We start from the raw sequence: 15,378 nt of genomic DNA on the forward strand, positions 1-15,378 counted from the left end.
TGTAATAACAATGTGACGCAGGGCACAAATTTATTTCGAATGCAATTGAGCGAGAAATTGATACTGTGAATGGTATAGCCCGGCGACGGTAGCCGCCGGGCGGAAGAGTTACAGCATATGTTCGGTACGGGCGATGATATCGTCCTGCGCTTCCGGAGACAGCGCGGTGAAGAAGGCGGAATAGCCCGCGACACGCACGACCAGATCGCGGTATTGATCTGGATGTTTTTTCGCTTCCAACAATGTTTCGCGGGAAACGATGTTGTACTGAATATGCCAGCCTTTATGCACTTCGAAGAAGGTGCGCAGCAGGATCATCAGTTTCTGCTTGTCAGATTCGTTCTCCAGCGTCGCCGGATTCAGTTTCTGGTTGAGCAACACGCCGCCGAGAATTGACCCGGTAGGCAGTTTACCCACTGAGCCAATTACCGCCGTTGGGCCGAGATGGTCAGTACCAGAAGCCGGACTTGCGCCTTCAGCCAGTGGGGTATGCGCTTTACGTCCGTCCGGCGTTGCCATAGTCTGCGCGCCAAATGGCACGTTGGCGGAAATAGATGATGTACCTGCGTAATAATTGCCGCCGATCGGGCCACGACCGTAGCGTGGGTTATGGTACTGTTTCAGTTCGTCGATATAGGTCTGATAAGCGCGAGCCAGTAGCGTATCGACGCTATCATCGTCGTTGCCGTACTTCGGCGCACCATTAATCAGACGCTGACGCAACTGCTCGTGAGTCAGACCGTCGAAGTCTTCCGCCAGTGCGGCAGCCAGTTGTTGCTGACCAATCGCGCCCTGTTCAAATACCAGTTTCTTCACTGCCGCCAGGCTGTTGCCGAGGTTAGCAATACCCACCTGTAAGCCAGATACCCAGTCATATTTCGCGCCGCCTTGTTTAATACTCTTCGCCCGCTCAATGCAGTCATCCACCAGCGCCGAGCAGAGAATATCGTGCACGTTCTCTTCCAGCATGGTGTCGACGACATATTCGATTTCGATCGATTTGCGGGTGTAGTAACGGATTTGCGTGTCCCACGCGTCCGATACTTCATCGAAGTTGTTGAAATTACCCGCTGACAACGCTTTTTCTTGTGGCAGGAACACCTTGCCGCTGGTGGCATCGCGACCGCCTTCCAGCGCTGCCAGCATCACACGGGCGAAGTTGATAAAGCTCATGCCGGTGCAGCGATAGCCCCATTTGCCACCGACGGCGGTTTCGATACAACCAATCGCTGCGTAGTCGTAAGCGTCTTGCGGTTCAATACCGAGTTTAATAAATTCCGGGATGACGATTTCGTCGTTGTTGAAGGCTGGCATCCCGAAGCCGCAGCGGATCACCTGCACACAGGCGTCGAGGAAATCGTTACTCATTCCCGCATGGTAACGCACGCTGAGGTTAGGCTGAGTCGAACGCAGGCGACCGCAGGATTCAAGGATCGCATAAGAGAGCGGATTCACCGCATCCATCGGCTGACCATCAACCAGATTTTGCCCACCAATGGTGACATTCTGATACAGCGGGCTACCCGCAGAGGCTTTTGAGTGCGAGCCGGAGCGGATCTTGTTCACTTCCAGCAGTTTCAGCCAGCAACTGTGCAGCATCTCGATGGCGTGTTCACGATCCAGCGTCTGGTTGAGTTCAACGTCGCGGCGATAGTACGGATAGAGATACTGGTCCATACGACCGAACGAAACCGAGTGACCGTTAGATTCGATCTGCAAAATCAACTGGATGAAGTAGCAAAGTTGCAGCGCCTGCCAGAACGTCTGCGGCGGCTGGTGGGCGATAAGAACGCAGTTTTCTGCCATCGCCAGCAGTTCATCGCGACGGCTTTCGCGGGTTTCAGTCGCTGCCATTTCACGCGCCAGCGCAGCGAAACGTTCAATGTGTTCACTGACTGCTACCAGTACGATATCAATCGCTTTCAGGAACTGCTCGCCGTGCAGATCTTCCAGCACCGTCAGGTTGATACGCGAGCGGCGCTCCGCCACTTTCTCGCGCAGGCCATCAAGACCTTTTTCCAGCAGCAGCGGGAAATTGACCGCCAGGTGTGCGTCTCCGGAGGTCATATTGCCTTCCGCTTTGATAATACCGGTCGCCAGCAGGCCTTTTTGTTCATCGGTAAACATGCCATAGCAGCGATCCTGCACGGTCTGACCGCGCCACCACGGGCACACTTCATGCAGAACGCGTTTGTTCTCTTCGCTCACCGCAAAACCAGCACCGGGACGATCCGCCAGATCATCAATCTCTTTTTCGATCCACGACACGGTATATTCCGGGAAGATCGGCGCGGCGCGAACTTCGCTGGCCTGGTTGCCGATGATCAACTCATCGTGTTTGATCCAGATGGTGCGATTAGCCAGGTGGTGCGCCAGCGCCAGCGCGCGACGAACCGGGATCGGCTTATCGAGATGTTGTTGATACATCTCAGTATAGTGCTGTGCGCGCTCGGTACAGACCGGCGGTTTCACAATATGTACCAGCGCATTTTTGTGCGCTTTAATGCGGTTGCTGAGCGTGTCCAGTTTCAGTGTTGTCATGATTGTTATCCTCGTAAGGTCGCGGTTAACCCTTTCTGGCTGGCATACTGCTGGGCAAAGTCGAGCAGTTCTGGCGCATCAAGCGGTTTTTCCGGGGCGTCATAGGGCAGATTAAGTAAGTGATATTTGTTGATGCCCAGCGTGTGGTAGGGCAAGAAATGGATTTCGTTAACGTGCAGTTCACTGGCGGCAAAATCTGTAATGGCTTTCACAGTGGCTTCATCGGCATTAAAGCCTTGAATCAGCGGCACGCGAATAATGATTTTTTTGCCCGCCGCTGCGAGTTTTTTCAGGTTATCCAGTACTCTCGCGGCATTACCGTCGGTCCACTGTTTAAACGGCACGTCGGCAACGTGTTTTAAATCGGCAAGAAACAGATCGATATACGGCAGAGAAGGGGCGATGTATTTCCACGGCACATGCAGGCAGGTTTCTACCGCAGTATGAATGCCGGCCTCGTGGCTGGCTTGCAGTAGCGCCGTCGCCATTTCCGGCTGCATGAATGGTTCACCGCCAGAAAGTGTTAAGCCGCCGCCGCTGCGATCGTAAAACGGTTTGTCGCGCAGAACGGTCGCCATGATCTCCTCAACGCCTTTCGCTTCACCGCACACGGTTAATGCATGAGTCGGACAGCAGTCGTTCAGCGCCGTCAGATGTTCAGGCGTTAACTTTTCCCTATGAATAAGTAAACCATTCAGCGCGTGCTCAATCACTTCCGGAGCAGCCTTCGAGCATAGTTCGCAGCCTTCCAGGCACAGACGCGCGTCATATAGCAGGTCCTGCGTGCGGGCGCGGCTTTCCGGGTTCTGACACCAGCGGCAGCCCAGTGAGCAACCCTTAAGGAAAACTACCGTGCGGATACCGGGACCGTCGTGGGTCGAATAGCGCTGAATATTGAAAATCATAGTTGCCCCTCTATTTCGTTCAAACATTAAAATACTTTCGAATGAAAGTTAGATTGATGTGCGTCAACTGTTCAGAGGGTTTTCTCGTGATAGTCTGCATTCAGACAAAAAGTAGATTTAGAGGATGACTATGGAACTGTATCTGGATACTTCAGACGTCGCTGTAGTGAAGGCGCTGGCTCGTGTTTTTCCGTTGGCGGGTGTGACAACTAACCCAAGTATTGTGGCGGCAGGTAAGAAGCCTCTTGAGGTTTTACTTCCTGAGTTACATGAGGCAATGGGCGGACAGGGGCGTTTGTTTGCCCAGGTTATGTCTACTACTGCTGAAGGTATGGTGAATGATGCGCGTAAGTTGCGTTCTATTATTGCGGATATCGTGGTTAAAGTACCTGTGACTGCCGAGGGGCTGGCAGCAATTAAGCTATTAAAAGCGGAAGGTATTCCAACGCTGGGTACGGCGGTGTATGGCGCGGCGCAAGGGCTGCTGTCGGCGCTGGCGGGGGCGGAGTATGTTGCGCCTTACGTCAACCGAATTGATGCTCAGGGCGGAAGTGGTATTCAGACTGTGACCGACTTACACCAGTTACTGAAAATGCATGCGCCACAGGCGAAAGTGCTGGCAGCCAGTTTCAAAACTCCGCGTCAGGCGCTGGACTGCTTACTGGCAGGATGTGAATCAATCACGCTGCCGCTGGATGTTGCGCAACAGATGATTAGCTATCCGGCAGTTGATGCTGCGGTAGTGAAGTTTGAGCAGGACTGGCAGGGGGCTTTTGGTAAAACGTCGATTTAACAGGACGTTTGTCATCCTCATAAATTGCTGATGAACTGGCGGAGTGCACCGATGCCTGTCGCGTCTTATCAGGCCTGGAAATCTGCGCCCGAACCGTAGGCCAGATAAGGCGTTCACGCCGCATCTGGCGTCTGGAGCAAATGCCTGATGCGACGCTCGCCGCGTCTTATCAGGCATACGGTGGCAATTACTGCCCGCACACCTCACACCCCGGGTTACGCATCAGTTTCATTTCGCGAAACTGACAGGTCATCGCATCGTACATCACGATTTTACCGCTGGCCGGTTTGCCATAACCTGCCAGCAGTTTGATCGCTTCCATTGCCTGCAATGAACCAATCACCCCAATCAACGGCGCCATCACGCCCGCTTCCACGCAGGTTAGCGCGTTCTCGCCAAACAAACGGCTAAGGCAGCGATAGCACGGCTCACCGTCCTGATAAGTAAAGACCGTGATTTGGCCTTCCATACGAATTGCCGCACCGGAAACCAGCGGCACCTTCGCGGCAAAACAACCCGCGTTCAGTTGATTACGTACCGCAACGTTATCCGTGCAGTCGAGCACCAGATCGTGTTCAGCAATCAACGCAGCAAGTTCCGCGTCATCAAGCAGCGCATTTACCGGCGTAATCGCGATATGTGGATTGATCCGCGCCAGGGCATCACAGGCGGATTCCACCTTCGGTTGCCCGACCGTAGCATCACTGTGCAGCGTCTGGCGCTGTAAATTTGAGAGCGAAACAGTGTCGAAGTCGAGCAGCGTCAGGTTACCGACGCCCGCGCTTGCGAGATATTGCGAGGCTGCGCAGCCGAGGCCGCCCAGGCCAACCACCAGCACGCGGGAATCTTTCAATGCTTCCTGACCGTCAAAATCAAAACCACGCAGGATGATTTGCCGATTGTAGCGCAGCATCTCCTGATCGCTGAGTTCCGCCATTACAGGCCTCCGAACAACGCGTTAAATGGCTCGACTTCCACCCATTCGCCCGCTTCAACATTGCCGCGATCGCGTTCCAGCACGATAAAACAGTTGCCAAGACTAAAGGAGCTAAATATATGTGAACCCTGATGCCCGGTGGTGGTGACTTCCAGTTCGCCGTCGGCGTTGCGTTGCAGCACGCCGCGCTGGAAATCAAGACGTCCTGGGGATTTCTTCAGACGAGATGCCGTGCGTACGCGCTGACGCGCGGGCAGGCCATTGGCGGTGTTGCCGCTTAATTTGGCCAGCAAAGGTTGTACTAATTGATAGAAGGTCAGCGTTGCTGAAACCGGATTGCCCGGCAGGCCGCAGAACCAGCTATTAGAGAGCTTACCAAACGCGAACGGTTTGCCCGGTTTAATCGCCAGTTTCCAGAAAGCAATCTCGCCCAGTTCTTCGAGAATGGTTTTAGTGTAATCCGCCTCACCAACCGAAACACCGCCGGAACTGATCACCACATCCGCCTGGCTGTCGGCTTCAATAAATGCGGCGCGCAGGGCATGTGGATCGTCGCGAATAATCCCTAAGTTGATGACTTCGCAACCCAGCTGTTCCAACATCAAATGCACCGCGAGGCGGTTAGTATCGTAAATTTGACCGTCGCCCAGAGGCTGACCGGGTAACTGCAACTCATCACCCGTGGAAAACAGCGCCGCTCGCACTTTACGAATCACCGGAACTTCGGCAATCCCTAGCGAAGCAATCACTGGTAGTTCCGCGGTAGTCAGGCGAGCACCTGCCGGGAAAACAACAGCGCCCGCAGAAATATCTTCACCGCGATGACGAATATTTTGCCCGCTACGCACTTCAGCGGTAAAACGTACGCCATTGTCCGTTTGTTCAGTCTGTTCCTGCATGACCACAGCTTCGCAGCCTTCGGGTACTGGTGCGCCAGTCATAATGCGGATGCAGGTGCCAGCGGGCCACTCGCCATGATAAGGCTGACCGGCAAACGACTTCCCGGCAACGGGCAGCGGTTGTCCGGAGGTGATATCGGCCAAACGTACCGCGTAGCCGTCCATTGCGGAGTTATCAAAGCCTGGGACATCCAGCGGCGAAACCACATCGCTCGCCAGAATACGGCCAAAACACTGTACCAGTGGCAGCGTTTCCTGGGCGGTCAGTGGGGTAACGCGAGAAAGCATCTCATTAAGCGCGGTGTCGAGCGACATCAATCCGGTGGTAAATTCCATGAAAACACTCCTGCGGAGGCAAAATCGAATTTGCCTATTATGTCAGAAAAACGTCACAGACTGTATGCCACCTCGGTCGTAGAGTAGACGCTCGCCTTTACATGCCATATACATCTTTCTATATTCAAAAATTGAATGAGTAATTCATAAAAATTCTGATATTTATAGCAAAAGTGGCGAGCCACCCTTAATGGACGAAGACTATGGGCAAAGCAGTCATTGCAATCCACGGCGGCGCAGGCGCAATTAGCCGCGCGCAGATGAGTCTGCAACAGGAATTACGCTACATTGAGGCGCTGTCTGCCATTGTTGAAACCGGACAGCAAATGCTCGAAGCGGGCGAAAGCGCGCTGGATGTGGTGACAGAAGCGGTGCGCCTGCTGGAAGAGTGTCCGCTCTTTAACGCCGGAATTGGCGCCGTCTTTACGCGTGATGAAACCCATGAACTGGACGCCTGCGTGATGGATGGCAACACACTGAAAGCGGGGGCGGTGGCGGGCATTAGCCATCTGCGCAATCCGATTCTTGCTGCCCGTCTGGTGATGGAGCAAAGCCCGCATGTGATGATGATTGGCGAGGGGGCGGAAAACTTTGCTTTTTCTCATGGCATGGAGCGCGTCTCACCGGAGATTTTCTCCACGCCTTTGCGTTATGAACAGCTGCTGGCGGCGCGTGAGGGAGGGGAAACCGTCCTCGACCATAACGGCGCTCCGCTGGATGAAAAACAAAAAATGGGTACGGTGGGGGCCGTGGCTTTGGATTTACACGGCAATCTGGCGGCAGCCACGTCCACGGGCGGAATGACCAATAAATTACCCGGACGAGTGGGCGATAGTCCCTTAGTTGGTGCCGGATGCTACGCCAATAACGCCAGTGTGGCGGTTTCTTGTACCGGTACGGGCGAAGTTTTCATCCGCGCGATGGCGGCGTATGACATTGGCGCATTAATGGATTATGGCGGTCTGAGCCTTGCGGAAGCCTGCGAGCGGGTGGTGATGGAAAAACTCCCGGCGCTTGGCGGCAGCGGTGGCTTAATCGCTATCGACCATGAAGGTAACGTCGCGCTACCGTTTAACACCGAAGGAATGTATCGCGCCTGGGGCTACGCAGGCGATACGCCAACCACCGGTATCTACCGCGAAAAAGGGGACACCGTTGCCACACAGTGATGAACTTGATGCCGGTGATGTACTGTCGGTCGATAATCTCAATATTGCCTTTATGCAGGACCAGCAGAAAGTGGCTGCGGTGCGCAATCTTTCTTTTCGTTTGCGGCGCGGCGAGACGCTGGCCATTGTTGGGGAATCAGGTTCCGGTAAATCCGTCACAGCACTGGCATTAATGCGTCTATTGGAACAAGCAGGCGGTCTGGTACAGTGCGATAAAATGCTATTGCGGCGACGCAGTCGTGAAGTGATTGATCTTAACGAGCAGAGTGCCAGGCAAATACAGCATGTGCGCGGCGCAGATATAGCGATGATTTTTCAGGAGCCGATGACGTCGCTGAATCCGGTATTTACTGTGGGTGAGCAGATTGCCGAGTCTATCCGTTTGCATCAAAACGCCACTCGTGAACAGGCGATGGTAGAGGCGAAGCTGATGCTGGATCAGGTACGCATTCCGGAGGCACAAACCATTCTTTCACGTTATCCGCATCAACTCTCTGGCGGGATGCGCCAGCGAGTGATGATTGCGATGGCGCTGTCATGCCGCCCGGCGGTGCTGATTGCCGATGAGCCAACCACCGCGCTGGATGTCACTATTCAGGCGCAGATCCTGCAATTAATCAAAGTATTGCAAAAAGAGATGTCGATGGGCGTCATCTTTATCACTCACGACATGGGCGTGGTGGCGGAGATAGCCGATCGGGTGTTGGTGATGTATCAGGGCGAAGCGGTCGAAACGGGCAGCGTCGAACAGATTTTTCATGCGCCACAGCATCCTTATACCCGCGCGCTGTTGGCTGCCGTGCCGCAGTTGGGGGCGATGAAAGGGCAGGATTATCCTCGCCGTTTCCCGCTGATATCGCTTGAAAATCCGGCTAAACAGGAACGAGCTGTCGAGCAAAAAACGGTGGTTGATGGCGAACCTGTTTTACAGGTGCGTAATCTGGTGACCCGTTTCCCTTTACGTAGTGGCTTACTGAATCGTGTAACGCGAGAAGTGCATGCAGTTGAGAAGGTCAGTTTTGATCTCTGGCCGGGCGAAACGTTGTCGCTGGTGGGCGAGTCCGGGAGTGGCAAATCAACCACCGGTCGGGCGTTGCTGCGCCTGGTTGAATCGCAGGGCGGCGAAATCATCTTTAAAGGGCAGCGAATCGATACCCTTTCACCAGGCAAACTTCAGGCATTGCGTCGCGACATCCAGTTTATTTTTCAGGACCCTTACGCCTCGCTGGACCCGCGCCAGACGGTTGGCGATTCGATTATGGAACCACTGCGTGTTCACGGTTTATTGCAGGGTAAAGAGGCGGCTACACGCGTTGCGTGGTTGCTTGAGCGCGTTGGTCTGTTGCCTGAACATGCATGGCGTTACCCGCATGAGTTTTCCGGCGGACAGCGTCAGCGTATCTGCATTGCTCGCGCGTTGGCGCTGAACCCGAAAGTGATCATTGCCGATGAAGCTGTTTCTGCGCTGGATGTTTCTATCCGCGGGCAAATCATCAACTTGTTGCTCGATCTCCAGCGTGATTATGGCATCGCCTTTCTGTTTATCTCCCACGATATGGCCGTTGTAGAGCGGATCAGTCATCGCGTGGCGGTGATGTATCTCGGGCAAATCGTTGAAATTGGTCCACGGCGCGCGGTCTTTGAAAATCCGCAGCACCCTTATACACGTAAATTACTGGCGGCAGTTCCGGTCGCTGAACCGTCCCGACAACGACCGCAGCGCGTGCTGCTGTCGGACGATCTTCCCAGCAATATTCATCTGCGTGGCGAAGAGGTTGCTGCCGTCTCGTTGCAATGCGTCGGGCCGGGGCATTACGTTGCACAACCACAATCAGAGTACGCATTTTTGCGTAGATAACATTCAGGCGGAGAATAAAATGGCAAGAGCTGTACACCGTAGTGGGTTAGTGGCGCTGGGCATTGCCACAGCGTTGATGGCATCTTGTGCATTCGCTGCCAAAGAGGTGGTTGTGGCAGTGGGATCGAACTTCACTACGCTCGATCCGTATGACGCGAATGACACGTTGTCGCAGGCAGTGGCGAAATCTTTTTATCAGGGACTGTTCGGCCTGGATAAAGAGATGAAACTGAAAAACGTGCTGGCGGAGAGTTATACCGTTTCCGATGACGGCCTCACTTACACCGTGAAATTGCGCGAAGGGATTAAGTTCCAGGACGGCACCGACTTTAACGCCGCAGCAGTCAAAGCGAATCTGGACCGGGCCAGCGATCCGGCAAATCATCTAAAACGCTATAATCTGTACAAAAATATTGCTAAAACTGAAGCGGTCGATCCGACAACGGTGAAGATTACCCTCAAGCAACCGTTCTCCGCGTTTATTAACATCCTCGCTCACCCGGCGACAGCGATGATTTCACCAGCGGCGCTGGAAAAATATGGCAAGGAGATCGGTTTTCACCCGGTCGGAACCGGACCGTATGAACTGGATACCTGGAACCAGACCGATTTTGTGAAGGTTAAAAAATTCGCTGATTACTGGCAGCCTGGCTTGCCCAAACTGGACAGCATCACCTGGCGTCCGGTGGCGGATAACAACACCCGCGCGGCAATGCTACAAACCGGTGAAGCGCAGTTTGCTTTTCCCATCCCTTATGAACAAGCGGCGCTACTGGAAAAGAATAAAAATATCGAGTTGATGGCCAGCCCGTCGATTATGCAGCGTTATATCAGCATGAACGTGACGCAGAAACCATTCGATAACCCAAAAGTGCGCGAGGCGCTGAATTACGCCATCAACCGTCAGGCGTTGGTGAAAGTGGCCTTCGCGGGATATGCAGTACCTGCTACTGGTGTGGTGCCACCGAGTATTGCCTATGCGCAAAGTTATCAACCGTGGCCTTACGATCCGGCTAAGGCGCGCGAACTATTGAAAGAGGCGGGATATCCCAACGGCTTCAGTACCACGCTGTGGTCGTCACATAACCACAGTACCGCGCAGAAAGTGCTGCAATTTACCCAGCAGCAGTTAGCGCAGGTCGGGATTAAAGCCCAGGTGACTGCGATGGATGCCGGGCAGCGGGCGGCAGAAGTTGAAGGTAAAGGGCAGAAAGAGAGCGGCGTGCGAATGTTCTACACTGGCTGGTCGGCCTCGACTGGTGAAGCTGACTGGGCGCTATCGCCACTGTTCGCCTCGCAGAACTGGCCGCCGACGCTGTTTAATACCGCGTTTTACAGCAATAAGCAGGTGGATGACGAGCTTGCCCAGGCCCTGAAAACCAACGATCCGGCGGAAAAGGCGCGCTTGTATAAGGCGGCGCAGGATACCATCTGGCAAGAGTCGCCGTGGATCCCGCTGGTGGTAGAAAAACTGGTGTCGGCACACAGCAAAAACCTGAGCGGTTTTTGGATCATGCCAGACACTGGCTTTAGCTTTGAAGATGCGGATTTGCAATAAGCAACGCAGGGAGAGGAATGCTTAATTACGTTATCAAACGCTTACTGGGGCTGATTCCGACGCTGTTTATTGTCTCAGTGCTGGTGTTTTTGTTTGTCCATATGCTACCCGGTGATCCGGCGCGATTGATTGCTGGTCCAGAAGCCGATGCGCAGGTCATCGAGTTGGTGCGTCAGCAACTGGGGCTGGATCAGCCGCTGTATCACCAGTTCTGGCACTATATCAGCAATGCCGTGCAGGGCGATTTTGGTCTGTCGATGGTGTCGCGTCGTCCGGTAGCCGATGAGATTGCCAGCCGCTTTATGCCAACGCTGTGGCTGACCATAACCAGTATGGTCTGGGCGGTGCTGTTCGGCATGGCGGCTGGTATTATCGCCGCCGTCTGGCGTAACCGTTGGCCGGATCGATTAAGTATGACCATCGCGGTATCAGGGATCTCATTTCCGGCATTTGCGCTCGGAATACTGCTGATTCAGGTTTTCTCTGTTGAACTTGGCTGGTTGCCTACCGTAGGTGCAGACAGTTGGCAGCACTACATATTACCTTCTCTGACACTCGGCGCGGCGGTAGCGGCAGTGATGGCGCGTTTTACCCGCGCCTCGTTTGTCGACGTTTTAAGTGAAGATTATATGCGTACCGCGAGGGCAAAAGGAGTGAGCGAAACCTGGGTGGTCCTCAAGCATGGTTTACGCAACGCCATGATCCCGGTGGTCACCATGATGGGATTACAGTTTGGCTTTTTGCTCGGCGGCTCCATCGTAGTGGAGAAAGTATTTAACTGGCCCGGACTTGGGCGCTTACTGGTCGATTCGGTAGAAATGCGTGATTACCCGGTGATTCAGGCGGAAATTCTGCTCTTCTCGCTGGAGTTTATTCTTATCAACTTAGTGGTGGATGTGCTTTACGCCGCCATTAACCCGGCTATCAGGTACAAGTAAGGATGCGATTATTTAACTGGCGACGTCAGGCGGTGTTAAATGCTATGCCATTGGTAAAACCTGACCAGGTACGTACACCGTGGCATGAGTTCTGGCGACGTTTTCGTCGTCAACACATGGCGATGGCCGCCGCACTGTTCGTCATTTTATTGATTGTGGTGGCAATTTTTGCCCGCTGGATCGCCCCCTATGATGCCGAAAATTTTTTCGATTATGACAACCTGAATAACGGACCTTCTTTGCAACACTGGTTTGGCGTCGACTCGTTGGGGCGTGATATTTTCAGCCGTGTCCTGGTCGGCGCGCAAATCTCGCTGGCGGCGGGTGTGTTTGCTGTCTTTATTGGTGCGGCGATCGGTACGCTATTGGGCTTACTGGCGGGATATTACGAAGGCTGGTGGGACCGATTAATCATGCGTATTTGCGATGTGCTGTTTGCTTTCCCGGGCATATTACTGGCGATTGCGGTCGTTGCGGTGTTAGGAAACGGCATTGCCAATGTGATTATCGCTGTAGCCATCTTTTCCATTCCGGCTTTTGCCCGACTGGTGCGCGGCAACACGCTGGTGTTGAAACAGCAAACTTTTATTGAATCGGCGCGCAGTATTGGTGCCAGTGACATGACCATCTTGTTGCGCCATATCTTGCCCGGAACTGTTTCTTCCATTGTCGTCTTTTTCACTATGCGTATTGGCACTTCGATCATCTCGGCTGCCAGCCTTTCATTTCTCGGTCTGGGCGCGCAGCCGCCGACACCAGAATGGGGGGCTATGCTCAATGAAGCGCGAGCGGATATGGTCATCGCGCCGCATGTGGCGGTTTTTCCTGCGCTCGCTATCTTCCTGACCGTACTGGCTTTCAACTTGCTGGGCGATGGCTTACGCGATGCGCTGGACCCGAAAATTAAAGCCTAGTCACGGCAGAATATTGCTTAAAAAAGTAATGGCGTCATAGGAAATTATTGCCATACGCAAGTGTTGTAACTTTCTGCCGATTTTGTAGAATCAGGCAATTGGGTAAATATGCTGCTTTAAAAGTCTATTTATGCAGAAGAGCAGCGTACTGATAGTTATTTTGTTACGTGTATTAACATGCTTAGTTTATACGAAAAAATAAAGATAAGGCTGATTATTTTATTTTTGTTGGCTACGCTGTCATTTATCGGTCTTTTTTTCATCATTAACTATCAGTTGGTATCGGAAAGGGCGGTAAAACGTGCCGATAGCCGCTTTGAACTTATTCAAAAAAATGTAGGTTATTTTTTTAAAGATATTGAGCGTGCTGCCTTAACGTTAAAGGATTCGCTGTATTTATTGAAAAACAGTGAGGAGATTAAACGTGCCGTCATTCTGAAAATGGAAATGATGCCATTTCTGGACACGGTAGGATTAGTACTTGATGATAATAAATATTATCTCTTTTCACGTCGAGCGAATGATAAGATCCTTGTTTACCATCAGGAAAAAGTAAATGGACCGCTTATCGATGAGGCAGGACGCGTCATCTTTGCCGACTTTAACCCGTCGCAGCGGCCCTGGTCGGTAGCATCAGATGACTCGGTCAGTAGCTGGAATCCGGCCTACAACTGCTTTGATCGCCCAGGGAAAAAGTGTATCTCTTTTACCCTGCGAATTAATGGCAAAGACCGTGACTTACTGGCGGTTAATAAAATTCATGTTGACTTAAACTGGCGCTATCTGAATGAATATCTTGATCAAATCAGTGCGAATGATGAAGTGCTGTTTTTAAAACAAGGCCATGAGATCATCGCCAAAAACCAACTCGCCCGTGAAAAACTGATTATTTATAATAGCGAAGGAAATTATAACATTATTGATTCTTTCGACACGGAATATATCGCAAGAACAGCGGAGGTTCCAAATAACTCGTTGTTCGAAATATATTTTTATTATCCCACGGGGAATTTATTTAACGCATCAGATAAACTCTTTTATCTACCATTTGCGTTTATTATTGTCGTATTGCTGTTGGTTTACTTAATGACCACGCGTGTGTTTCGTCGACAATTTTCCGAAATGACAGAACTGGTCAATACGCTGGAGTTTTTGCCCGATTCTACTGAACAAATGCAGGCGCTGAAAATCCGTGAAGGCGATGCGAAAGAGATTATCAGCATCAAAAATTCCATAGCGGAAATGAAAGATGCCGAAATTGAACGTTCGAATAAACTGCTCTCGCTAATCTCCTACGATCAGGAGAGTGGTTTTATCAAAAACATGGCGATTATTGAATCTAATAATAGTCAGTATCAGGCTGTCGGGATCATCAAACTGTGCGGACTGGAAGCCGTCGAAGCTGTGTTTGGCGTCGAGGAACGAAATAAAATAGTCAGGAAACTGTGTCAGCGAATTGCCGAGAAATATGCGCAATGCTGCGATATAGTGACATTCAATGCCGATCTCTATTTATTATTGTGCCGGGAAAATGTACAGACATTTACCCGTAAAATAGCGATGGTAAATGATTTTGACAGCAGCTTTGGTTATCGTAATCTGCGTATACACAAATCTGCCATTTGTGAACCTTTGAAAGGTGAAAACGCCTGGAGTTATGCCGAAAAACTGAAACTGGCGATTTCCAGTATCCGTGACCATATGTTCTCTGAGTTTATTTTCTGTGATGACGCGAAACTCAACGAAATTGAAGAGAATATCTGGATTGCGCGTAACATTCGCCATGCAATGGAAATAGGCGAACTATTTTTAGTCTATCAACCAATTGTTGATATAAAAACCAGAGACATTATCGGCGCAGAAGCATTATGCCGCTGGATCTCTGCGGAACGAGGAATAATCTCACCGCTGAAGTTTATTACGATTGCTGAAGATATTGGGTTTATCAATGAACTTGGCTATCAAATTATTAAAACCGCGATGAAGGAGTTCAGGCATTTTAGCCAGCGTGCGGCCCTGAAGGACGGTTTCTTACTGCATATTAATGTTTCGCCCTGGCAGCTAAACGAGCCACACTTTCATGAACATTTTACAACTATCATGAAAGAACATGATCTGCAGGCGAATAGTATCTGTATTGAGATCACTGAAACAGTGATTGAACGAATTAATGAACATTTTTATCTCAATATTGCACAACTGCGTAAACAAGGGGTAGGGATATCGATTGATGACTTTGGCACAGGGCTGTCAAACCTGAAACGTTTTTATGAAATTAACCCTGACAGCATAAAAGTAGACTCACAATTTACCGGCGATATTTTCGGCACCGCAGGAAAAATTGTGCGGATTATCTTCGACCTGGCACGCTATAACCAGATCCCGGTGATTGCAGAAGGTGTTGAAAGCGAAGAGGTTGCGCGTGAATTAATAAAATTAGGCTGTGTTCAGGCTCAGGGGTATCTGTACCAGAAGCCTATGCCATTCTCTGCCTGGGATAAAAGTGGAAAGTTAGTAAAAGAGTAGTTTA

At 51.6% G+C, this 15,378-nt stretch carries 11 protein-coding genes; 7 read left to right on the forward strand and 4 right to left on the reverse strand.

All coding sequences use genetic code 11. The features are described from left to right. Positions 1-108: 108 nt before the first annotated feature. Together D9742_RS20525 and D9742_RS20530 are read right to left on the reverse strand one after the other, a co-directional pair. On the reverse strand, positions 109-2,541 hold the full coding sequence (locus D9742_RS20525) for a glycyl radical protein (RefSeq protein WP_130238065.1): 2,433 nt from the start codon (positions 2,539-2,541) through the stop codon (positions 109-111). A gap of 5 nt (positions 2,542-2,546) precedes the next feature. After that, positions 2,547-3,446 (reverse strand): glycyl-radical enzyme activating protein, encoded by a 900-nt coding sequence (locus D9742_RS20530; RefSeq protein ID WP_130238066.1) that lies wholly within the window; start codon positions 3,444-3,446, stop codon positions 2,547-2,549. Positions 3,447-3,576: 130 nt separating this feature from the next. On the opposite strand from D9742_RS20530, the gene fsa reads away from it, so the two are divergent. Further along, positions 3,577-4,239 carry a fructose-6-phosphate aldolase gene (gene fsa / locus D9742_RS20535; protein ID WP_130238067.1) on the forward strand — a complete coding sequence of 221 codons (663 nt, stop codon included), beginning with the start codon at positions 3,577-3,579 and terminating at the stop codon, positions 4,237-4,239. 187 nt (positions 4,240-4,426) lie between these two features. Here fsa and moeB read toward each other — a convergent pair whose 3' ends face one another. Continuing rightward, complete coding sequence (gene moeB, locus D9742_RS20540; protein ID WP_130238068.1) at positions 4,427-5,176, reverse strand: molybdopterin-synthase adenylyltransferase MoeB; 750 nt, start codon at positions 5,174-5,176, stop codon at positions 4,427-4,429. Further along, positions 5,176-6,411: a molybdopterin molybdotransferase MoeA gene (moeA, locus tag D9742_RS20545; RefSeq protein WP_130238069.1), complete on the reverse strand. Its 1,236-nt coding sequence runs from the start codon at positions 6,409-6,411 to the stop codon at positions 5,176-5,178. The genes moeB and moeA overlap by 1 nt, the downstream gene beginning before the upstream one ends. A 203-nt stretch (positions 6,412-6,614) precedes the next feature. On the opposite strand from moeA, the gene iaaA reads away from it, so the two are divergent. From iaaA to D9742_RS20575, 6 genes are all read left to right on the forward strand, one after another. Beyond that, the gene (iaaA, locus tag D9742_RS20550; RefSeq protein WP_130238070.1) at positions 6,615-7,580 is read left to right on the forward strand and encodes a beta-aspartyl-peptidase; all 966 of its coding nucleotides are present in this window, start codon (positions 6,615-6,617) and stop codon (positions 7,578-7,580) included. Next, positions 7,567-9,438: a glutathione ABC transporter ATP-binding protein GsiA gene (gene gsiA, locus D9742_RS20555; protein ID WP_130238071.1), complete on the forward strand. Its 1,872-nt coding sequence runs from the start codon at positions 7,567-7,569 to the stop codon at positions 9,436-9,438. Before iaaA ends, gsiA begins: the two co-directional genes overlap by 14 nt. Before the next feature lie 19 nt (positions 9,439-9,457). Further along, positions 9,458-10,996 (forward strand): glutathione ABC transporter substrate-binding protein GsiB, encoded by a 1,539-nt coding sequence (gene gsiB / locus D9742_RS20560; RefSeq protein ID WP_130238072.1) that lies wholly within the window; start codon positions 9,458-9,460, stop codon positions 10,994-10,996. 17 nt (positions 10,997-11,013) lie between these two features. After that, positions 11,014-11,934 carry a glutathione ABC transporter permease GsiC gene (gsiC, locus tag D9742_RS20565; protein ID WP_130238073.1) on the forward strand — a complete coding sequence of 307 codons (921 nt, stop codon included), beginning with the start codon at positions 11,014-11,016 and terminating at the stop codon, positions 11,932-11,934. A gap of 2 nt (positions 11,935-11,936) precedes the next feature. Then, on the forward strand, positions 11,937-12,848 hold the full coding sequence (gene gsiD, locus D9742_RS20570; RefSeq protein WP_130238074.1) for a glutathione ABC transporter permease GsiD: 912 nt from the start codon (positions 11,937-11,939) through the stop codon (positions 12,846-12,848). Between the two features lie 177 nt (positions 12,849-13,025). Further along, a complete protein-coding gene (locus tag D9742_RS20575) occupies positions 13,026-15,374 on the forward strand; it encodes an EAL domain-containing protein (protein ID WP_130238075.1) in 2,349 nt (782 codons plus the stop codon). Positions 15,375-15,378: the final 4 nt, after the last annotated feature.

It is taken from the genome of Escherichia sp. E1V33, assembly GCF_004211955.1.
Classification (GTDB): Bacteria; Pseudomonadota; Gammaproteobacteria; order Enterobacterales; family Enterobacteriaceae; genus Escherichia.